Here is a 21,552-nt window from a genome sequence, read left to right on the forward strand (position 1 = left end):
TTATATTTTAAATTCTTGTTCTACATTTTTTGCTATTAACTCACCTTTTAAAGTCAAAAATGAATCACTAACAAACTCTTCAGTTTTTAGTTTTTTCAATAATTTTTTACCCTCTTTTAAAGTGAATAATCCTGTATTTTCTAATTTTAAAACTACATCATTCAAAGATTCATTTGACTCTTTTTTCAAAATTGCTAGTAGTAAAATTTTTTCATTTATATCCATTTTAAAATCCTTGTGTAATAAAAAGCAAAGGCTAAAAAACCAATTCCTAAAAGTATAGTAATTATATCAGTTGAAATTAAACTTGCCATTAATCCAATAAATAAAGTAGTAACTACACATGAAAGCATAAAAAACATATCATTATATGAAATCACACGTCCTATATATTTTTCATCACAATTATTTTGTAATAAAGCATAAGTAAATGACCATAAAGTCGTTGTACTAAGCCCAACAATAAATAAAGAGATTAATGAAATATAAAAACTACTTTGTGTTAAACTCCATAAAATTATCGATAATCCTTGAAAAACTAATAAATAGTGTAAGTTCTCTTTGGTAACATATTTTGAGATAAACATAGGTCCAAACATAAGAGCAACTGCTCTTACTGCATTTGAAAGTCCAATAGCAAGTGGAACAGAAATGATATATTTATATTCATTTTTTGCCAAAATAGTTATTAGTGCATCAAAAGATGTAAGTCCAACACTTGAATGTAAAAATATTAGATGAAGTATCAATTTATGATTTTTTATGTAAATAAATCCATCTTTTATTAGTTGAAATATTTTATCTGTTGTTTGACTAGCTTTTACAACAAAATCAATTCTAATAAAAACAAATAAAGCAATTGCAAAAATTACAGCATCAATAATAAAAGCTGTTTTATGTCCAAAAGAGTTTACAACAAATCCACTAACAGCCATACCAACAGCATAAGTAAATGACCAAATAATAGAGTGAATTTCATTTGCCATTTGAAGTGGTTTTCCATTTAAAAGTTTTGCTAAAAGTGACATCTCCGTTGAAAAAAACATAGAAGCTGCACTCATTCTAATAAATATCAAAATCATCAAAAACCAAATTTGTTCTTTATTATCAATGGTTAAAAATAAAATTGTCATCAATAACTCTGTTGATAATAAAAAAATCATTAAAGGTTTGATTTTTACTCTATCTATAATTGCCCCTGAAAGTGGAGCAATTAATATTGCAGGAATAAAATGCATAGCTGTTACAACTGAAATTGCCATTTCAGTTGAACCAAAATCAACAAGCATTGTATATATTGCTACATTTGAGAACCAAGCACCAAAATATGCTATAAATTGAACTAAAGATAAATCTCTTATTATCTTATGTTCACGAAATAATTTACGATAATTCAATTTCTACTAAGACCTCTTGATACATTGCAGAAAATGAGTCTTCATCTTCATTTGCAGGTGTTAAATAGTTAGCATTTTTATTTCCAGCAAAAAAGAATGCACAATTTTCTTTTATATCATCATCTATTTTTACTTCAAATTTTGCATTTCCATATTTTGATGAAATATTTACAATATCACCATCTTTAAACTTTGTAGCAGAATTTAAATAAACGAAATCATCTTTAGCAAATTGAGAATTTAATGAATTTTTATTTTTTGCAGTTATAAAATAAAAGTTATTTTGCGTCTTTTCTTTATAAAGTGGTTCAATATCTAATTCGTCTAAAAATTCAAATGTTTCAAACTCTTCTAATTTTGGTTTATGATTTTCAAAATAAGAGATTATTTCATCTTCATCTTTTAATCTTTCAAAACTAAATTTTTCTAATAAAAAGTTTGTTAGTTCATATTCACTCAAACTATCTTGAGTTTTCTCTTTTACGATTTGGGAAATTGATTTTAATTCATGACCATAAGATAATCTAACATCTCTTTTGCTTAAAAATGAAGTTGAGGGAATAATTAAATTTGCATATTCACAAGTATCATTTAAAGTTGTTCCAAAATATACTACAAAACTGTTCTTTAAACCCTCTATCACTTTTTTTGTATTAGGATGAGAAACAACTGGATTTGCTCCTTGAATAAATACTAAATCAAAAGAGCTAAAATCGACTTTAGGAATTGAAACTTTTTTATTGTTTCCTTTTATTTCAAAAGGTTTTTTATATCCAAAAGCAGAATCACTCAAATACCAAACTCCACCTGCTTCTTTTTTATGATATCCCATATAAGCAGCAAAAGAATCAATACATCTTGTAATTTGAGCTCCTTCAAAATATTTTTGAACACCAAGTCCTAACATTATTGCTACACTTTTATTTTCTATTAAATCAAAAAAATCATTCACTTGTGAAAGAGGAACTCCTGTTGTTGCTTCATAAGATACAACTGGTCTTCCCCTTGAAATATCAAAAAATTCATCAGCATTATTTGTAAATTCTTCAATAAACTCTTTATCTTCCAAATCTTGCATATATGCAAATCTAGTTAAGAGTAATGCTAATTCATAGTCTGTTTTTGGGTTTATTTGCATATGAATTTTAGATTTTTTTGCAATTTCAGTACAAACTGGATCTATTGTCACAAAAGTTTTATCTTTAACTAAATTATACATATGAGATGAAGTTACACTAAAATTTCTTCCCCAAACAACTATTACATCAGCATTGATAAGTTTTTCTAAAGGAGGATTTATAACATTTGTACGCCCTGCTTCAATTCCAGCACCTCCTCCTCCATCACATAAACTTCCTTTTGTTAAAGTTGAGCCATATAAAGTAAAAAAATTTTTAGTTACACTTTGCATAACTCCAATATTTCCACTTCCTTTGTAAAATAGTGTTTTAGCTGGAGTTGTTTGTTTTAATTTATCAACTAAAATATTTAAAGACTCTTCCAAAGAAATTTCACTATTTTCATAAATAGCTTTTTCTAAAGTTTTTTCTTTTAACAAATTTGCAAAATTAACACAGAGTTTTCCATTTGTAGTTTTATGTTCTTTTGAACCTTTTATTTTATCTTCAATTATTTGTCCTTGACATGCATCATAACAATCTAAAGGACAAGCTACTTTATTATTTGAATTCAATTTTTACCAACCTTGAAAAATTTTGAACATTTGATACAACCAACTCAACTTTATAAGCTGAAATATTTGTACTATCTGCCACATCATAAATTTTTGATATTTTTATATCACTTTTTATTCCATCTAAATATATATCTTTATTTTTTAAATCTTCAATTTCTAAAATAGGAACAAAAATTTCTAATTTACCTTTTGATAAATCTTTTGATTCATAAAGCAGTGTTCCTAAAGTTACATAATCTCCCTCTTTTACTGCTATATTAAAAATATAATTTGATTTCTCAACCAATTTTTTATTTGAAATAGTATCTTTCAAACTCTCTATTTTAATAATCATATCAGCTTTTGATGTTTCAAGATTTATTACTTTTAACTTTTGAGTATCTTTTTCAAAAGCTGATTTTGAACTAACTTGATTCAATCTATCATAATTATTTTGTTCTATTTTTATCATTTCATTAATAAATTTCAATTTATTTTTTGATTGTTCTAACTCTACTTTATCAACATTTGAATCTAACTCTATAATTGTTGTATTATTTGCTTGTAAGCCTTCTATCTTAGAGTTTGAGAATATCACTTTTCCAGATGTAGCAGCTTTTACTTGATAACTCTCTATTGGTTCGATTTTTGCATAATATTCATTTGCGAAAGTTGATGTAATCATAATAACTACAAATAAAAATACTCTCATCTTTTTCCTTATAATTTTAATTCTTTTAAGATTTTTAGAATCTGTTTTTTTATCATATTAACATCTTCTACTTTTTCAAGTTGATAAATTAACTCATCTAATTTTGAATCTATTTTCATATAAACTGCCAAAATCTTAATTAATTCAGTTTTAGTTTTTGTTTCTTTTACTTTTTTACTTAAAGGTTTAAGTTCTTCTTTTTTTATATTTTTATATCTATTTATATAAAAATATATAGAAAAAACTAAAACTGTAAAAAGCACTCCAAAAATAAAAAACATAACCCTATCTTTAAAAGATATTTTTTCAACAATTATCTCTTTAGACTCTAAAACTTTATTTTCATCCTTTGCTTTTTCTAAAACAACTTCTTCCCTTTTTTCAGCATCTTCAACTTCTATATCATAACTTTTTGTTGTTTTAGAGATAACTTTTTGTTGTTCTTTATCAAAAAATTCAAAATTTATACTAGGTATTGTAAATGATTTATTTGAAATAATTGAATAAACTTTTTCATAAGTTCCTTCATATTTATCATTTGATATATATGTTTTTATTTCAGGTTTATTTTCATAAATTGTTACATCTTTTAATGGAAGTTTTATATCAGGAATATCATCAATATTTCCAGTTCCTTTAATTTTAAGTTTATAAGATATTGCTTCACCATGTTTTACTTTTTGTTTATCTATAGTTGTTTCAATTTCAAAATCACCAACAAGTTTTATATTTGAAGGTAAAGCTTTTACATCAAAATTCAATTCATTTGAATAAATATTTACATCTTTTGTTGTTGAAAAAAAGCTTCTAAAACTATCATCCATAACCTGAGCTTGTAGTAACATAGGATTTATAGTTAAATTACCCTCTTTTAAAGGTGTCATTAAAAACTTTAATTCTATAACACTAAAATCATTCTCTTCATATCTTTTTGTATCATCTATTTGTTTATACCAAAAATTCTCAAAATTTGGTTTTCCTAATGCTAATCCAACTATTTGTAAATCTTTTTTATGTTTGAAAACTATTTTAAGTATAAAATTTTCTCCTACATAAAACTCTTTTTTATCAGTTTTTATACTTAAATCAAAAATATCAGATTTTGTTTTTGAAGCTTTTTCAAGAATAATATTTTTTTCATCTGTATGATATTTTTTTCCATCTATTTCAAACTCTAATGAAGGAAAAATAAAATCTTTTGTTGGAATAAAAGAATAACTCTTTTTTATAACTTTTGTAATTTCAGAATTTATTACATTTGTTGAAATAGAACTTGAAATTTCTTGAACACTATTTCCTTCAATCAATGACAAATCAGGAAATTTTATTTCATTTCCAGAAATTTCAAGAGTAAAAACTAAAGGCTCACCTTTTACTACTTTATCTTTAATATATAAATTTACATCTGCAAAAAGAGTTATGATAAAAAATTGAAAGAAAATAAAAATTTTAACTAATTTCATTTTTAAAACTCTAAAGTTCCCTCTATTGCAAAATTTGCTTTAGAGTCTAGTTCAGCATGAGATAAAACTGAAACTTGAAGGCCAAATTTTTCATAAATTTCAGAAATTCTTTTTCTTAATACTGGATCCACAACCATACAAATTTTTGAGAAACCTTTTGCTTCTACATTATCTAAAAGTTGTTTTGTTTTTGTAACTAAATTATTAATTTCAGCAATTGAAAGCATTAATTGTGAAACTCCATGATGTTCTTGAAGTTTTCCAATAAACTGTTGTTCAAGTTCTGGTTTAATAGTAATAATATGTAAAATATTATCCGTATCTTTAAATTTCTGAGTGATTAATCTATAAAGTTTAGCACGTACATGCTCAAGTAATATTTCAGGCGCTTTGGTAAACTCTGCTATATCTGCAATTGCTTCGATTATTGTAAGCATATCAACGATTGGTATTTTCTCATGTAATAAATCTTTACAAACTTTCAATAATGCTCCATAAGAAGTAACTTTCATCGCTTCATCAATAACTATTGGGAAATCTTTTTTCAATCTATCTACAATATCAACAATATCTTGTCTTGTTATAATATCTTCAGCATGTCTTTTAATAATCTCAGAAATATGCGTTGAAATGATTGTTGGAGCATCAACAACTGTAAAACCTTTCATCAATGCTTCTTCTTTTAAATCAGGATTTATCCACGTTGCATCAAGATTAAATACAGGTTCTTTCACATGTAAACCACTTAATTTTTCATTACTTAAACCACCCATAGCAAGATATTTATCTACTTCTATTCTTCCTTTTGCTAATGGGATTCTTTTTAAGTACAATTGATATTCATTTGGTCCAAGATTTGCATCATCAGAAATTCTTATTTGAGGGATAACAAAACCTAATTCACTAGCAATTGTTTTTCTAATAGCTTTTATTTTATCTAATAATTCAGAATTTCCTTGAACTAATTGCAAAAGTCTAATTCCAAGTTTTAACTCTAAAACTTCAAGTTTCATAATGTTTTCAATTGTTTGATTTTCATCAGGAACTGCCATACTTTTTTTCTTTTCTTTTAATGAAGATACATTTTCATCAATTTTAGGTTTAAGAGGTTGTGTTTTAAAGAATCTTGTTATTGCATTATCTTGTTCTTTTTCAATCATGCTTATTACATATCCTATAAACATCATTAATAATCCCATTACCATTAAAATACCAGTTGGGAAACCAGGAACAAAACCAAATAAAACCATTCCAGCACCAACCAAAATTAATGATTTACTATCTTTAATTAATTGATTAACTGACTGACTAGCAAATTTATCTTCATCCATATTTGAACGAGTAATAATAATAGCAGTTGCAGTTGATAAAATAAGTGCTGGAATTTGAGCTACTAATCCATCACCAATTGTCAAAATTGTATAAATTTCTCCTGATTGTGCAACTGTCATATCGTGTTGAAAAAGTCCTATTAGAAGACCTCCAACTAGATTTACCATAGTTATTATAATACCTGCAACAGCATCACCTTTTACGAACTTTGAAGATCCGTCCATTGCTCCATAAAAATTTGCTTCTGATATTAGAGATTTTCTTCGTTCTTGTGCTTGTTTATCATCAATAAATCCAGCATTTAAATCAGCATCAATTGCCATTTGTTTTCCAGGCATTGAGTCAAGCGTAAATCTTGCTGTTACTTCTGCAACTCTTGTTGCACCTTTTGTTACAACCATAAAATTAATTAATACAAGAATAATAAAAACTATTACTCCAATAACCATATTTCCGCCAACAACAAACTCACCAAAAGCAGATATTATTGAACTTACAGCATCTGGTCCATTATGACCTTCACTTAAAATGGATCTTGTTGTTGCAATATTTAATGATAATCTAAACAATGCTAAAACTAAAATAAGCGTTGGGAATGTTGTTAAATCTGATGGTTTTTGAATATACAAAGAAATTAATAAAATCAATAAAGATAAAGATAAAGATATTACCAAAAAGAAGTCTAAAACTGCTTTTGGTAATGGAACAATTATAATTGCAAGTATAGAGACAAAAAGCGCAACTACAATTAAATCTTTCGAAAATAAATTTTTTATATTCATATACTAATTTATATTTTTATTAGTTATTCAAAAAATTAACTAATGACAGTTGATTTGTTTTATTTATTGTTGAATAAAGTGCTGTATAAGTCAACTCTAAAGCTTTTGCTTTTAATGCAATTTCCGTATAATCAGAAGCACTTAATTCTTGTGACAAAACATTATATTGAGTTATTTTAGATGTTAAATTTTCTAAAGAAACTTCAAATATTTTATTCTTACTTCCAAGGTCAGCATGAGCAATATTTACTCCATCATAAGCTTTCATTATCTCTTCAGCACCTTTTGAAATTAAATCTTTTGCTTCTGAGATTGAAATTGGATTACCACTAGAATCTACTTTATTTAAACTATTAACAACATTATCAATTAGAGTAAAAATAGAAGTTTTTGCTTCAAATTTTGTACCATTAGCTGTAAGAATAGGTGTTTCATAAGTATTTGTAGTTGCATCAAAAGTTACTGGCATCGTATCAGTTGTTAGATTTCCATCTACATCATATTTAACCAAAATAGGATTTGCAGGATCAGTTGTATTATCTAAAACCCATTCATTTCCATCTTGATCAAGAACTCTATCACCTTCACTAAAAGTTAAAGATTCATTTTTATATGCTGTTGCAGAAGAATACATCATAACATCAAAACCGTTGATTCCTCTTTCTCGATATGAACCTTCTTCAACTGTAACTCTTCTTAATTTATTATCTCCATTATAAGAGATTGAACCATCTGCATTTACTTCAAATGGTTTAATAGAAGAATCAGAACCTGCAAATACATATTCTCCTTCAACTTGAGTATTAGCTAAATCAAGAAGATTTTCTTTCATACCAGAAAGATTTGTAGCAATTGCTTTTAAACCATCTTCACTTGTTGTATCTGTGTTTGCTTTAATCAATTCAGCATTAATAGATTCTAAGATCTTTTTAATTGCAGCCATACTTGAATCTGATGTTTTATTTTGTACTGTTGTTCTTTCTACTTGAGTTTTTATTCCCTCATAAACTCTAACTTTATCATCAACTGAAATTATTCTAGAATATAAAACTGAATCATCACTTCCATATTCAAGTTTTTTACCTGCATATTGATAATTTAATTTTTGTTGTAAGGTATCTAGATTATTTAATCTATACATCATTTGGTCTGTTTGATTAATCATTGTAAAACCTTTCTAAAAATTGCAACTGTTTCATCAAAATTAAAATTTTTTTGAGTATCTTGAGTCAAGAACTCTCTTATTTTTTCTTTTTTTGCCATTGCATTATCAAGTTCCGGATCCATACCTGGTTTGTATGCACCAACTCTTACTAAAACTTCATTCTCTTTTATCAAAGATAATACTCTTTTTAACTTTAAAAAATCATTATAATGTTCTTTTGTAACTACTTTATCCATTACTCTTGAAGCTGATTTTAGAAGATTAATTGGTGGATAAAATCCCTGTTCAGTTAACTCTCTTGTTAATACAATATGTCCATCAAGAATTGATCTACTTTGATCAGCAATTGGATCATTCATATCATCTCCATCAACTAAAACCGTAAAAAATGCTGTAATTGAACCTTTTTGATTATTTCCTGCTCTTTCCATTAATTGAGGTAAAAGAGCAAAAACAGAAGGTGGATAACCACGACTTACAGGTGGTTCTCCCGTACTTAATCCAATTTCTCTTTGAGCCATTGCAAATCTTGTAACAGAATCCATCATTAATAAAACATCATGACCTTTATCTCTAAAAAATTCTGCGATACTCATTGCTGTAAAAGCACCATATTTTCGCATTAATGCTGATTCATCAGATGTTGCAGCTATTATTACTGTATTATCCAAATTATTATCTAAATTATAATGGATAAATTCAGGTATTTCTCTACCTCTTTCTCCAATTAATGCTACAACTTTTATTTGGGCTTCACAACCTTTTACAATCATTCCCATTAGAGTTGATTTTCCAACTCCTGAACCTGCAAAGATACCAACTTTTTGTCCTTTTCCACAAGTAAGCATTGAATCAATTGCTTTTACACCCGTTGAAAACTTTTTATCAATAATTCCTCTTTCAAGCGCAGGCATAGAAATCTTATTTATTGAAGCATTTTCTTCTAAATTAACAATCTTTCCTTTACTATCTATTGGATCACCCAATGCATTTATAACTCTTCCTAATAAACCATAACCACATTTTACACTTAATCCATCTTTTTGTAAGAAAACTTTATCATGTATTCTAAAACCATCAATAAAAGAAAAAGGAACTATTGTAAAAGAAATATCATTTATTGAAGCTACCATTCCCAAAACAGAAGAGTGATGCTGAACTGATTCAATTTTTACAATATCTCCTACAGCAACTTCAAGACCAGTTGCTGTTAAAGTTGTTGTTGAAATGTTTGTAATTCTTCCAAAGGCAATAGATAAATTTGTTGGGTCAATTTTATTTAATAAATCTTCTATATTCATTACATTTCATCACACATTTTTTTATAAAGACTATCTGTTGTATCTTTTACTTCTTTACATTTCAAAATATATTCAGCTTTTTTATCTTTATTTCCTAAATTATCATATAAATTTAAAATATCATAATATATTTTAACTTCATCATTAGGTTTAATTTTTCTTGTATTTGGTATTGATTCAAGTAAATAATCAACAGCTTGCTGATAATTATCTTTCTCTTTTTCTAATCTTGATAATTCAGTTTCAACAAATGGAGAATAAATAAATGCTTTTAAATCTTTTTGTTTATTATAAAGTTTCACTAATATATCATCAGCTTGTTTCTTTTCTTCATTTTTTATTAAATATAGATAATAATCATGGTAAAAATCTATTATTACAGGATTTGATTCATTTAATTTAATATATTCTGGATTTTCAGAAGCATATATAAAAAACTTTTCCATCGCTGTTGCATCATCTTTTGTTTTATTTATTTGGTATCTATAAATAAACTCTTTTGCTAAAACATTTTTATCATCAACCATTTCAACTTTAGATGAAAAATCTAATGCTTCATTTATCAAACCTAAGGAAAAAGCCATTCTTTCAAGGTATAAGTATATATTTGCATCTCTTGTTTTATTAAAAGTTTCTTTGATTTGAAGATAAGCTCTTTCATATGGAACTTCAACTAAACATTCAAAAAAATTAAATTTTACAGTTTCATCTTGAATCAATTTCTCCAAAGTTTCACTTCTTGAAGTTTTTAAAATATCATTCAATTCAAAACATTTTCCTTGAGCTAAATAATCTTTAATCAAATCCATATTAACTTCATCAAAAATTTCATCGATATTGTTATATCCAAATCGTTTTACAATCTCATTTGAAACTTTTCTATAAACTCTTTCAGCTTTTAGTATCATTTCAAATTTTTTATCATTTTTATCATTCATAAGCTCTTGTAAAAGTGCTTTTTGTTGCATTGCTTCTACATCTGGATACTTTGCTGCAACTGAACTTGGAGTTAAAAATCCTTGTCGCATCAAGATTTCATCAATAAACATTTTTGCATTTTTTGCATGAATACCTTGTGGATAATCATTTATTATATCTTTATATAAATCTTTTGCTTTTTCTAAATAATAATTTGTTTTATCATACATTAACATATATGTATTTGCTAATTTATATTTAAAATCTTCAATTGACTCATCTTTTGTTGTTCTTTTTAATAATTCTCTTAAAATTTCTGCAGCGTGTTCTGGCATTCCTGCTTTTATTAAACGATTAATTTTTTTATTTGCTAAATATGAATCATTTGCATAAAACTCTATATTTGTTTTTAATACTTGAGTTATCAATTCATTTGCTTTATCAAGTTTTCCATCTAAAACATATACATCAAATAATTCATCTGCAACTAATGTAGCCACATTTTTATCTTTTGTTACTGTTAAAATTTCATAAAGATATTTAATAGCTTTTGTATAATCTTTTTGATATTTATAAACTTTTGCCATTGAAATTTTTCCGTAAGTTTTTGTTAATTCATCATCAAAATTATCAATTATAACTTGCGAAAAATATTTTGCATCTTCTATTTTATTTATTTCTAATTTTAATTCAACTAATAGCATATAAGCTTTTGATAAATCATTTTGATTAATAAGGGATGAATTTATTGCACTTTCAAGTTCTGTTGAAGCTTCTAAAATTAATCTCTTTGTCTGTTTTTTTAGTGCTAATTCAGCATATAAAATCATAATATCTGAAGTTAAAACTTTTATTTTATTTTTTTCTTTAAAATCTTTCACTAAAGAGTATGCTTCATCTATTTTATCATCTCGAGCTAAATTTCTTGCATTTTGTAAAATATCGAAACCATCAGTAATTGATTGTTTTCTTTGCTCTGAAATTTGTTCTCCTGAAGAATCTATAAAACTATAATAAAAATCCTTTTTAGCATTTAAAATATTTACTAATAAAAACAGAGTTAATATTAATTTCAAAGTTTACCTTTTTCTTTTTAATTCATAAACATAAGAGAAAATTTCTGCCATTGCTTTATAAAATTCACTTGGTATTTCTTTGTCAATATCAATTTGATCATACAAAGACCTAGCTAAAGCTGGATTCTCAATTATTGGTATTTTATTTTCTCTTGCAATATCTTTGATTTTTAATGCAAGGAAATCAACACCTTTTCCAACAACTATCGGAGCAGAATTAACTTTATTATCATATTTTAAAGCAATTGCATAATGTGTTGGATTTGTAATAACAACATCTGCATTTGGTACATTACTCATCATTCTTTTTTGTGCCATTTGCATTTGAATTCTTCTAATTCTACCTTTTACTTGAGGATCTCCCTCCATATTTTTAAATTCATCTTTAATCTCTTGTTTACTCATTCTTAAAGATTTCATATAATAGTGTCTAGAAAAATAAAAATCTATTATAGCAAAAATAATGATAATAAGAAGAATTGCTAAAATAAAATAGACTGATAGCTGAAACATTGTAGATATTGTGGATGATGTTTCTTGACTCATCATCATTAAAAACTCTTTATTTGTTAACAAAAAAAGAATACACATAACAACCATAATAATGATTAATTTTAAAGTTAATTTGAAAGCTTCTATCAATTTTTTTAAACCAAAAATATTTTTCATTCCTTTAATTGGATCTAATTTTTGCAAATCAAATTTTAAAGGGATTGTAACAAATCCAAATTGCATCCAATTTGTTGCTAATGCCAAAATTATAATCAATAAGAATAAAGGAGCTAATGCTTTTAATAAAGTAATTACAACGCTATACGTAATAGCAAAAAAAATAGTACTATCAAGTTCTTGACCGATAAATCCATAAGAAAACATCATAAGTTTTTTTATTTCCAATAAAGAAAAAGATGAAAAAAACAGTAAATACATAGAACCAAAAAATAAAATCGTGGCTCCTGTTACTTCCATTGATTTATTTACATTTCCCTCTTTTTTTGCATCTTCAATTTTTTTGGATGTGGGTTCTTCGGTTTTTTCTTCTTCATCAGCCATTTTATATTAACCTTTGATTTATTGAAATTTATCTATAAAATATTGAGTAAATGCTTCTGAGAAAATTTCCATTCCTAATATTAAGAATACAAATATTAAAGCAAATTTCAATTGAAACGTTATTACAAATGGTGAAAAAGATGGCATTGATTTAGTTCCATATCCATAATAAATATCCAGTATAAAACCTATAAAAAATAAAGGAAGTGCAAACGCAAATGCAAACGCAAACATTCTTTTTATTTCATCTATTGCCAGTTGAATTCCGTTATATGAAAATATATCAAAGCTTCCTAAATGTATCATAGAAAAACTTTTAACTAAAATTACTAAAGTCATCTCATACATTCCTGTTTGAAAAAAAAGCATTAATGCAATCCAATAAAGTAACTTTGCAATTAACCCTTCTTGAGAACCTGTTGTAGGATCAAACATAGCAGCCATTGATAAAGCTGTCGAATATTCAACAAATTCTCCAATAATTTTTACAGCAGAAAAAATTATATTTATAAGCATCGAAGCAACTAGTCCTAAAGTCAACTCAGATATTAAACTTACAATAAAATTATCTTGATTTACATTTGTTGCTACATTCACTAAAGGAAAAATAAAAACACTTATATAAAATGCAAAAGCAATTCTAATAGTTGGACTAATTGCAGCATGACCAAAAACTGGCATAAAAGCAACGAAAGCAACTATTCTAGCAAATAAAAGAAGGAATTGAAATAAAACTTCTTCATTTAATAAAGATAAAAAAGCTTCCATTTACATATAATCTAATTTTTCTTCTCTATCTTTATTCTCTTCTGTTAATTGTAAAACAGATTGTGTATCCATCTGTTTTTCGAATCTTCGTTCTTGATATTGGCTATTTTGATTGTTTTGATTGTTTGAAGATTGATTATTATTTTGATTTGAAGAGCTAAAATCAAGATTGAATTTTGTATTTTCATCAAATGTTTTATTTAATGAATTTCTTAACACATTTTGATTATCGACTAATGCATCTAAAGTTGTGTTATTTGATACATTCATACTAATTGTTAAAGCATTATTTTTATCATTTTTCATCATAATTGCAATACTTCCCAATTCTAATGGATTTAGATTTATTCTAAAAACTGTAACTGGAGGTTTATAATTTTCATACATTTGTCTTGCAATATCTGACATCATTGTTGCCATTTGCTGTTTTGCACCAATAATTTTTGAGTGAATATTATATGCTATTGGAGAATTAACATTTACAACAGTATCATCACTAACATTTAAACTATTATCAAGTAAAGCACTACTTGCTTCAACTGATTTTGTAATTAAATTTTTGATATCATCACTTCTAATATTTTTTTCATTTAATAAACTATCTAAAATATTTTTTTTATTCGATAAATCAAAATCTTGTCTTTTAACAATTCCTAAGTTTTCAAGTTCAATATTTTGTTCAATATCAATATTATCTAAGCCTAATTCTAATATATTTGCACTTTTTTCTATATCTTTTAGTGATGCTCCATCTTTCAATAAACTTAATGCTTCATTTTTATTAAATAAAAACTGATTATTAAGCAAATTTTTTTGCTCACTTAAATACATATTTGATATAAAATCTTTTGATACAAGTTCATTTTTAACTAAATTATCACCTTCATTTAAAACTTTTAAACCTGCATTTTGCATATTTTTTTCGATCAAAAGATCCATTAATGTTTTCTTCTTTTGAGGTGTTTTTTCAGCCTCAATTAAAGTTTTTATGTCCACTTCTTCTGATAAATTTGTAGATAATAAATTTTCTGGATTTTTATCTGCAATATTCGCTAATAAATTTTCTGTTGCTGATTCTGTATTATTTTCTTCTAAATTAATAGTTAAATTATTATTTATATCTTCTTTCGTAGCTTTAACATCAGTTGATTCAATAATTGATTTATCACTTGTTTTTATTTCTATTGTTGATTTTTCTATTATTAAATTTTCATTATTTGTTTTTAAAACTTTACTTTCTTTTTTATCAATTACTTGCTCATCAATGGCATCATTAATTGTCTTAGCATTATTCTTATTATCAGCAATTAATACATCATCAATTGATCTTTCTTTTTTAATATCTGTTTTATTGTTCTGATTACTTAATAATTCTTCTTTTATTGAAGTGTCAACTAGTACTTCTTTTATATTTTTATCTTTTGATTCTGTTGTTAAAGAAGTATCTTTTTTTTCACTATTTAATAATTCTTCTTTTATTGAAGTATCAACTAGTACTTCTTTTATATTTTTATCTTTTGATTCTGTTGTTAAAGAAGTATCTTTTTTTTCACTATTAGCTTCTATTTCACTATTTAATAATTCTTCTTTTATTGAAGTATCAACTACTATTTCTTTTATATTTTTATCTTTTGATTCTGTTGTTAAAGTAATATCTTTTTTATCATCTAAATTATCTGAAACTATTACAGATTCTTTTTTTGTCGATTCATTTATTTTATCAGGTTTATTTTCTTGTATTAATTCGTCTAAAGAAATTTTTGTTTGAGTATTTTGTGATGTTATTTCTTTAGTAGGTAAAGAAGAAATATTTTTTGTTTCAACATTTTCTTTAACTTCATTTTTAGCTTCGAAAATCAATCTATCTAACAATGAAGTTGTATTCTTTGCTTCAGCTTTTTCTTCATTATTATCAGCATTATCAGCAACTTTTTTAACATTAAGTTTTTCATTTTTATTTAATTCTTTCTCTTTTTTATCAACAACTTTTGGTTCTACTTTTTCTTCGCTTTCAACACTATTTTGAAGTAAAGAATCAAATAAAGAAGGTTTTTCTTTTATACTCTCTTTATCAGATTTTGTTGAAGTTTCCGTAGAAGTAGTTTTAGCTTGAGGAAGAATATCTATTATATTTGCCATAATTTTTCTTACATATTTAATATATCTAAAGTTTTAGAATCAATATTTTTATGAGTATTAAATGAAGTAACATTTGCTTCATAAGATCTCATAGCTTCTATTAAATCTACCATTTCAACTACAGGATTAATATCTGGATAAGCAACATATCCATCTTCATTTGCATCTGGATGAGACGGTTCATATCTCATTACTGGTTTTGCATCAGATTGAACAATTGATTTTACACCAACTCCTCTTAATGCTATATCTGAATTTACATTATTTGTTGTTTCTATATCATTAGAATTAGTTTTTTTATTTGTATTAGCAAACAAAACATCTTCAAAAACAACTTCTTGTTTTTTATAAGGTCCACCTTCTGCTGTGTGAGTTGTTTTTGCATTTGCAATATTTGCACTTACAACATTAATTCGAGTTCTTTGTGCACTCATTCCTGAAGTTGCAACATTATATCCATCAAAAAAACCCATAACGAATCCTTATTCTATATTTGCATTCTCATTATTTCTTTATATGCACTAACTGCTTTATTTTTAACTTCTAAAGCTAATTTCATTGACAATTCAGCTTCTTCTATTCTTTGAACAGCTTCTTGTAAGTTTGTAACTTTTCCTGTTGCTATTCCTTCCATTGAATCATAACCTTTTATCTGTTGGTCATTAACATTTGAAATTGCATCATTCAACATATTTTGGAATGATTTATCAGCACTAATATCTGCTGTTTTATCATTATTTATTCCTAAAGTATTTAGAGAATTTGTTATAGATGATATATTCAAAATCTACTCCTTAGTTAGCTTTTTTCAAATTTTTATTAGTCTCAATTACATCTTGCACAGCCAATTCATTAAGCATAACTTGTATTTTTTCTTCATTATATTTAAAATCAAATTCATTTCTTTTATTATCAAGACTAAATAAACTAATTATTAAAGAGAGCATCATATTACTTATGCCTTTTAAAATTATCGTTACTAAAATTATACCTAATATCATCTCTGTTGGAGTAAATAAATCAGCATTAATTGTAAAAAATATTAAAGTTGCAAAAAAACCTATAGCTATATAGAGTTTAAATATGCCACTATTTATTACTGTTTGTGAGAATCGTTCTATTATCATATTATTTCTTTAACAATAAAAATAAAAATAATTGAACCTAAATTTAACACTTTAGAACAAACCTTTAATGTATATTTATTAATATTTTATCGATAATAATCTGCAATTGTTTCGTTATTTCATCTGTAGAAAATTCGTTAGTAAACAACTTTCTCAAACGTCCAGTAGTTGAAATATTTGCAGAAGTTGAAATGTTTCCTATATATTCTACCATAAAATCTTCTTTTAGCCTATTTTTTTTCCCTAAATTTACTAAAGAATTCGCGATCGTCTCTCCAATTTGATGATTTCTTGTATGATTAAAACATAACATTAATTTATTTTTATCTAAAGATAACATTTTCATTAAAGAATATACATCCGTCAAGGCGCTTGGATCTGTAGTAGTAACTGCTAAGATATTATCAGAAACTGATAAAAATTCTCTTACATAATCATTTAGTCCTGCACCCGTATCAATAAGCAAAATATCATACTTATTTAAAGAAATAATATCTTTTACAATTCGAGAGAATATAAAACTATTTTTATTTGAAGTATATTGATACCCACTTTTCCCCGCTATTAAAGAGATATTATCATAAGAAGTTTTTGTGATAACTTCATCTAAAGTTTTAATTCCATTTATATATTCGAAAAGTGTATTTTGCGGTTTAATATCAAACAAAACTTGCATATTTGCAAGTCCAATATCAGCATCTAATACAGCTACATTAAATCCTCTACGAGCAAGTAAAAATGCCATGTTCGCTGTAATTGTTGATTTACCAACTCCACCTTTTCCAGAAGTAATTGTTAAAAGTTTTGTTTTAGAGTAGTTTTTTTTTACTCCGCTTGTAAGTTTTACTAATTTACTAGCCTGAGAAGAGATAGTATCAAACACTGTTATCTCCTAACACACTGATTATTCATAAAACAATCAATCAAAAAAGAAGAATCTGAAACTATTAAATCATCTGGAACATTTTGACCTATTGAAAAATATGTAATAGATTTTTTTGTTTTATGTGCAAAAGATATTAAATTTCCAAAACTTTTCGTTTCATCTAACTTTGTAAATGTTAAATAATCTATTGATAATCTTGAATAGTTTTTATATATCTCCAATAAATCACTATGTTTTACATTTGCAGGTAATACTAAAATCTTTTCAATTGGTAATTCTTCAACTCTTTTTTGATACTCATTTATTAGTTCAATTTTATCAATATCATATTGACTTGAACCTGCTGTATCTATAAAAATATAATTACAATCTTTTAATCTTAAAAGTGCTTCAGACAAACCTTCAGGTTTTTTTACTATTTCTAAGGGTAATCTCATAATATTTGTATATGCTTGTAGTTGCTCAATTGCTCCAACTCTAAAAGAATCTAAAGTTACAATCCCTACTTTATAATTTTGTCCTAATTTATAAGCATATCTTGCAGCAAGTTTTGAAATAGTTGTAGTTTTACCAACACCTGTTGGTCCAACCATCATTATTATTTTTCTTTGATGTTTTCTTAATGGAACTTCATGTTTAATTGGTATTACTCTTCGTAAAATCAATTTAAAAAAATCATTCACTTTTTTTGGATTTGACTTTAAAGCAATTGGTAATTGTTTTATAGTTTTTTTCATAATTGTATAAGTCATTTCTTGATCAAATTCATTTTGTTCAAAAATATTATACATTGAAGCAAATTCAGGAGGAATAGTCAAATCATAAAGCTGACTTTTTGGATTCCAAATAGATTTCTGAACTTGTTCTAAAACTCCTTGCATTTTTAGAATTTCTTCTCTAAAATCATATACATGTGTTTTTATAGGTGTTGAATTTTCACTTATTTTACTAATAGCTGATTTTGTATAAATTAAATTCTTTTTTTTATCCTCATCTTCAACAGCCACAACTACTTCATACATATCTTTTGTTGTGCCTTTTGCATTAGATATTTTTTTTGTTGAAATTACTATTGCTTCTTCACCACACTCTTCTTGGGCTAATCTTAATGCTATAGTAGGTGTTTCCCCTAAAAAAGAGAGCATATTCATTTAATTCTTCCATCTTTATATATTTGTTCTATTGAACCATCTAAATTTTTAATTCTAATAAAATCACTATTTTCATAAATAATTTTACCTCTTTTCTCTATTTTAACGCCGCCAAAATTGAATATTACAGTTTCATTTTCATACTTTTTTACATCTTTTATACAAATAATTGTATTTTTATTTATATAATGAGTTGATATATATTCTTCATTTTGTAATTGAGATAATTTTAAAGGAATACAAGACTTCCCTATTTCAGATACATTTTTTATTTGCACTTTTTTACTATCAATTTTTTCTTCAAAATTAATAGCTTCTTTTGCAACTAATACACTTATTGCAAATAAATTAATACTTAATACTAAAGATAAAAAACTAAGCTTTAATATCAAAAATTCTTCCTCCATTAGCTGTACTTATTTCAGAAACTAAGTCTTTATACATCTGTTGAACAGGTAAAACAATTGATGCTAACTTTCTATTTAATTCATATAATTCTTTTAATTGAATTTCAAGTAAATCTACACTATTTCTATAGATATTTACATCAACTCCTTCTTGAATTTTTTTTATTAATTCTTGATTTAACTGAGCTTTTAAATTTGTAATTTCATCAATCATAATATGCTTTTTATCATTTCTTTTTAAAAGTTCTTCATGTTTTGCTAGTTTTATATCTTTTATATCTTGAGTTATTGATTCTTTTAAATCATTAACTAAAGAAGACATTTCTTTTATAATATTCTCTATCATGATTAAGCCTTTATTTATTATTCTTACTTAAAAAGTCAAATAGCATATCACTTATGCCTAAAGAGCCACTTGAACTATCTGCAATAGACTGAATATACATACTTTTAATTATATCAGAACCTGCACCTTCTCCTGCTATATTTGTAGAACGCAATGAAATATCCATTATTTGATTTAAAAAAAATGATTCAAAATCATTACTAACTTTTCTAAGTTCTTCTGCATCTTTTATATCTTCAGGTTTAACATTATCAAGTTTTTTTGTTTGTAAAATATCTGTATTAATTAAATTGTTACTATTTATTTCCATTATTCCAACCTATCAAAGAAATTTTCTTCATTTAAAATATCTTGCTGATTATCTTGAGAATAAAATCTCATTTCAACTCTTCTATTATCAGCGGCAACATCACTTTTAGGATGATATGAACCAAATGCTGAAACCTTTAAAATTCCTGGGTCAATTTTATTTTTTATTAATTCTTTTACAACAGAGATTGATCTTAATGCTGAAATATCCCAAGCATCTCTTGGTATTTTATCACTAATTACTCTATTTGTATCTGTATGTCCAATAATTTCTATATTAAATGTCTGTGGCATAGTTCTTATAACTCTTGCTATTTTAGAAATAAAAATTTTTGCACTTTGATTTGTTAATTCATACTGACCATCTTCAAACATGATAGTAGATGGAATATCTAAAGTAAATTCATTTTTACCTTTTTCTATACTAATTTCTTGGCTCTCTATATTTTGATTTGAATTTAATTCTTGTACAATTTGAGAAACTTCTTGTGCTGTATTATCAAATGAACTCTCTGTAGAGGAGTCACTACTATCTTGTGAATCCGAACTACTATCTTTTGTAGAATATGCATCTGTTTGAGTTTCAACATCAGTTGAAGCATCAATGAAGCCCATTGCCTTTTTCATAATATCAAAATATTCTTCTACTTTCTTTTTATCCATTACTGCCATTGATAATAAAAGAATAAAAAAAGTAAGTAACAAAGACATTAAATCTCCAAATTGCACTAACCAACCGGGTAAACACTTTGGACATTCAGGACATTTATTTTTAGCCATCTTAATTCTTTATTCTACAACTTCAACTAAAATCGAATTTAATTGCATTTTTATATTACCGATTGATTCTTCCGCTGCAATCATTGTTGCTCCATGAATAATAACTTCGCAAGCTGTTACTTCAACATTATGTTTTTGAGAAAGTTTACTTTCAACTAAACCTGCAAAAAGAGTTCCTAATAATGCACCATACATTGTAGTAAGTAAAGCAACTGCCATTGCAGGACCAACAGATGCAGGATCAGATAAATTTGCAAGCATTGCAACTAATCCAACTAAAGTTCCGATCATTCCCATTGAACCAGCTGTTCCACCAATATTTCCAAAAATACTAATCATTGTTGAATGTCTTTTTTCAATATGCTCTAATTTTAACTCCATTAAAGGTTGTAAAACATCTGGCTTAGTTCCATCAACTAACAATTGGAAAGCTTCTCTAAAAAAAGGATTAGTCTCCTGCAAAACTTTTTGTTCAATTTGCATAACACCATGTTTTTTTATTTCTGTGGCATAAAAAATTATTTTTTCTACCAATTCGGGTAAAGGTTCCGATTTTACTTCATTCATTGCAACTTTAAATGCTGGCATAATTCTTTTTAAATCTTTTCCTTCAAATTGTCCTGCAGTAACAGCCATCGTACCACCAAATACTATTACAACAGAGGGAATATCAATATATGGACCAAAACCTACTCCACCTAAAATAATAGCAAGAGCAACAAGTGCCCAACCTGCGCCTAATCCTCCTACGGTACTCTTATCCAT

General features: G+C 26.0%; 22 protein-coding genes. All 22 read right to left on the reverse strand.

Translation table 11 applies throughout. The annotated features are described in order from the left end of the window. The 22 genes from ABLL_RS12050 to ABLL_RS12155 all read right to left on the reverse strand — a co-directional run bounded on the left by ABLL_RS12050 (nucleotide 1) and on the right by ABLL_RS12155 (nucleotide 21,552). Nucleotides 1–225, reverse strand: a complete 225-nt coding sequence (locus ABLL_RS12050; protein WP_041654893.1) for a hypothetical protein — start codon at nucleotides 223–225, stop codon at nucleotides 1–3. Next, on the reverse strand, nucleotides 216–1,397 hold the full coding sequence (locus ABLL_RS12055; protein ID WP_041654896.1) for an MFS transporter: 1,182 nt from the start codon (nucleotides 1,395–1,397) through the stop codon (nucleotides 216–218). The genes ABLL_RS12050 and ABLL_RS12055 overlap by 10 nt, the downstream gene beginning before the upstream one ends. Further along, nucleotides 1,384–3,090 (reverse strand): molybdopterin-dependent oxidoreductase, encoded by a 1,707-nt coding sequence (locus tag ABLL_RS12060; RefSeq protein WP_014475072.1) that lies wholly within the window; start codon nucleotides 3,088–3,090, stop codon nucleotides 1,384–1,386. The genes ABLL_RS12055 and ABLL_RS12060 overlap by 14 nt, the downstream gene beginning before the upstream one ends. Continuing rightward, nucleotides 3,077–3,784, reverse strand: coding sequence for a hypothetical protein (locus ABLL_RS12065; RefSeq protein WP_014475073.1), 708 nt, complete (start codon nucleotides 3,782–3,784; stop codon nucleotides 3,077–3,079). Before ABLL_RS12065 ends, ABLL_RS12060 begins: the two co-directional genes overlap by 14 nt. An 8-nt stretch (nucleotides 3,785–3,792) precedes the next feature. Next, nucleotides 3,793–5,247 carry a BatD family protein gene (locus ABLL_RS12070; RefSeq protein ID WP_014475074.1) on the reverse strand — a complete coding sequence of 485 codons (1,455 nt, stop codon included), beginning with the start codon at nucleotides 5,245–5,247 and terminating at the stop codon, nucleotides 3,793–3,795. Nucleotides 5,248–5,249: 2 nt separating this feature from the next. After that, nucleotides 5,250–7,361, reverse strand: a complete 2,112-nt coding sequence (gene flhA, locus ABLL_RS12075) for a flagellar biosynthesis protein FlhA (protein ID WP_014475075.1) — start codon at nucleotides 7,359–7,361, stop codon at nucleotides 5,250–5,252. A gap of 19 nt (nucleotides 7,362–7,380) precedes the next feature. After that, nucleotides 7,381–8,526, reverse strand: coding sequence for a flagellar hook-associated protein FlgL (gene flgL / locus ABLL_RS12080; protein WP_014475076.1), 1,146 nt, complete (start codon nucleotides 8,524–8,526; stop codon nucleotides 7,381–7,383). Next, a complete protein-coding gene (fliI, locus tag ABLL_RS12085; RefSeq protein ID WP_014475077.1) occupies nucleotides 8,523–9,827 on the reverse strand; it encodes a flagellar protein export ATPase FliI in 1,305 nt (434 codons plus the stop codon). Before fliI ends, flgL begins: the two co-directional genes overlap by 4 nt. Beyond that, nucleotides 9,827–11,821, reverse strand: a complete 1,995-nt coding sequence (locus tag ABLL_RS12090; protein WP_014475078.1) for a tol-pal system YbgF family protein — start codon at nucleotides 11,819–11,821, stop codon at nucleotides 9,827–9,829. Before ABLL_RS12090 ends, fliI begins: the two co-directional genes overlap by 1 nt. 3 nt (nucleotides 11,822–11,824) lie before the next feature. Then, nucleotides 11,825–12,874, reverse strand: a complete 1,050-nt coding sequence (gene flhB, locus ABLL_RS12095) for a flagellar biosynthesis protein FlhB (RefSeq protein ID WP_014475079.1) — start codon at nucleotides 12,872–12,874, stop codon at nucleotides 11,825–11,827. A gap of 18 nt (nucleotides 12,875–12,892) precedes the next feature. After that, nucleotides 12,893–13,642: a flagellar biosynthetic protein FliR gene (locus tag ABLL_RS12100; protein ID WP_014475080.1), complete on the reverse strand. Its 750-nt coding sequence runs from the start codon at nucleotides 13,640–13,642 to the stop codon at nucleotides 12,893–12,895. Then, nucleotides 13,643–15,781, reverse strand: coding sequence for a flagellar hook-length control protein FliK (locus ABLL_RS12105; protein WP_014475081.1), 2,139 nt, complete (start codon nucleotides 15,779–15,781; stop codon nucleotides 13,643–13,645). Between the two features lie 8 nt (nucleotides 15,782–15,789). Further along, nucleotides 15,790–16,254 (reverse strand): flagellar basal body rod protein FlgC, encoded by a 465-nt coding sequence (gene flgC / locus ABLL_RS12110; RefSeq protein ID WP_014475082.1) that lies wholly within the window; start codon nucleotides 16,252–16,254, stop codon nucleotides 15,790–15,792. 14 nt (nucleotides 16,255–16,268) lie between these two features. After that, entirely contained in the window at nucleotides 16,269–16,565 is a 297-nt protein-coding gene (gene fliE / locus ABLL_RS12115) for a flagellar hook-basal body complex protein FliE (protein ID WP_014475083.1), read from the reverse strand. 10 nt (nucleotides 16,566–16,575) lie between these two features. Next, nucleotides 16,576–16,908: a hypothetical protein gene (locus ABLL_RS12120; RefSeq protein ID WP_014475084.1), complete on the reverse strand. Its 333-nt coding sequence runs from the start codon at nucleotides 16,906–16,908 to the stop codon at nucleotides 16,576–16,578. Nucleotides 16,909–16,972: 64 nt separating this feature from the next. Further along, on the reverse strand, nucleotides 16,973–17,791 hold the full coding sequence (locus ABLL_RS12125) for a P-loop NTPase (RefSeq protein ID WP_014475085.1): 819 nt from the start codon (nucleotides 17,789–17,791) through the stop codon (nucleotides 16,973–16,975). 2 nt (nucleotides 17,792–17,793) lie between these two features. Continuing rightward, nucleotides 17,794–18,945, reverse strand: coding sequence for a flagellar biosynthesis protein FlhF (gene flhF, locus ABLL_RS12130; protein ID WP_014475086.1), 1,152 nt, complete (start codon nucleotides 18,943–18,945; stop codon nucleotides 17,794–17,796). Next, the gene (locus ABLL_RS12135; RefSeq protein WP_014475087.1) at nucleotides 18,942–19,337 is read right to left on the reverse strand and encodes a hypothetical protein; all 396 of its coding nucleotides are present in this window, start codon (nucleotides 19,335–19,337) and stop codon (nucleotides 18,942–18,944) included. Before ABLL_RS12135 ends, flhF begins: the two co-directional genes overlap by 4 nt. Then, on the reverse strand, nucleotides 19,321–19,698 hold the full coding sequence (locus tag ABLL_RS12140) for a hypothetical protein (RefSeq protein WP_014475088.1): 378 nt from the start codon (nucleotides 19,696–19,698) through the stop codon (nucleotides 19,321–19,323). The genes ABLL_RS12135 and ABLL_RS12140 overlap by 17 nt, the downstream gene beginning before the upstream one ends. 10 nt (nucleotides 19,699–19,708) lie before the next feature. Next, on the reverse strand, nucleotides 19,709–20,008 hold the full coding sequence (locus ABLL_RS12145) for a rod-binding protein (protein ID WP_014475089.1): 300 nt from the start codon (nucleotides 20,006–20,008) through the stop codon (nucleotides 19,709–19,711). Continuing rightward, on the reverse strand, nucleotides 20,008–20,787 hold the full coding sequence (locus ABLL_RS12150; RefSeq protein ID WP_014475090.1) for a flagellar motor protein MotB: 780 nt from the start codon (nucleotides 20,785–20,787) through the stop codon (nucleotides 20,008–20,010). Before ABLL_RS12150 ends, ABLL_RS12145 begins: the two co-directional genes overlap by 1 nt. 9 nt (nucleotides 20,788–20,796) lie before the next feature. Further along, nucleotides 20,797–21,552, reverse strand: coding sequence for a motility protein A (locus ABLL_RS12155; RefSeq protein ID WP_014475091.1), 756 nt, complete (start codon nucleotides 21,550–21,552; stop codon nucleotides 20,797–20,799).

The sequence above is a fragment of the Arcobacter sp. L genome (genome assembly GCF_000284235.1).
Taxonomy (GTDB): domain Bacteria; phylum Campylobacterota; class Campylobacteria; order Campylobacterales; family Arcobacteraceae; genus Aliarcobacter; species Aliarcobacter defluvii.

Coding starts and splice junctions, on each gene's coding strand:
- flhB (WP_014475079.1), bottom strand. CDS start 12,874: ATGGCTGATGAAGAAGAAAAAACCGAAGAACCCACATCCAAAAAAATT.
- ABLL_RS12065 (WP_014475073.1), bottom strand. CDS start 3,784: ATGAGAGTATTTTTATTTGTAGTTATTATGATTACATCAACTTTCGCA.
- flhA (WP_014475075.1), bottom strand. CDS start 7,361: ATGAATATAAAAAATTTATTTTCGAAAGATTTAATTGTAGTTGCGCTT.
- ABLL_RS12120 (WP_014475084.1), bottom strand. CDS start 16,908: ATGATAATAGAACGATTCTCACAAACAGTAATAAATAGTGGCATATTT.
- flhF (WP_014475086.1), bottom strand. CDS start 18,945: ATGAATATGCTCTCTTTTTTAGGGGAAACACCTACTATAGCATTAAGA.
- ABLL_RS12070 (WP_014475074.1), bottom strand. CDS start 5,247: ATGAAATTAGTTAAAATTTTTATTTTCTTTCAATTTTTTATCATAACT.
- ABLL_RS12100 (WP_014475080.1), bottom strand. CDS start 13,642: ATGGAAGCTTTTTTATCTTTATTAAATGAAGAAGTTTTATTTCAATTC.
- flgL (WP_014475076.1), bottom strand. CDS start 8,526: ATGATTAATCAAACAGACCAAATGATGTATAGATTAAATAATCTAGAT.
- ABLL_RS12140 (WP_014475088.1), bottom strand. CDS start 19,698: ATGATAGAGAATATTATAAAAGAAATGTCTTCTTTAGTTAATGATTTA.
- ABLL_RS12105 (WP_014475081.1), bottom strand. CDS start 15,781: ATGGCAAATATAATAGATATTCTTCCTCAAGCTAAAACTACTTCTACG.
- ABLL_RS12050 (WP_041654893.1), bottom strand. CDS start 225: ATGGATATAAATGAAAAAATTTTACTACTAGCAATTTTGAAAAAAGAG.
- flgC (WP_014475082.1), bottom strand. CDS start 16,254: ATGGGTTTTTTTGATGGATATAATGTTGCAACTTCAGGAATGAGTGCA.
- ABLL_RS12155 (WP_014475091.1), bottom strand. CDS start 21,552: ATGGATAAGAGTACCGTAGGAGGATTAGGCGCAGGTTGGGCACTTGTT.
- fliI (WP_014475077.1), bottom strand. CDS start 9,827: ATGAATATAGAAGATTTATTAAATAAAATTGACCCAACAAATTTATCT.
- ABLL_RS12145 (WP_014475089.1), bottom strand. CDS start 20,008: ATGGAAATAAATAGTAACAATTTAATTAATACAGATATTTTACAAACA.
- ABLL_RS12150 (WP_014475090.1), bottom strand. CDS start 20,787: ATGGCTAAAAATAAATGTCCTGAATGTCCAAAGTGTTTACCCGGTTGG.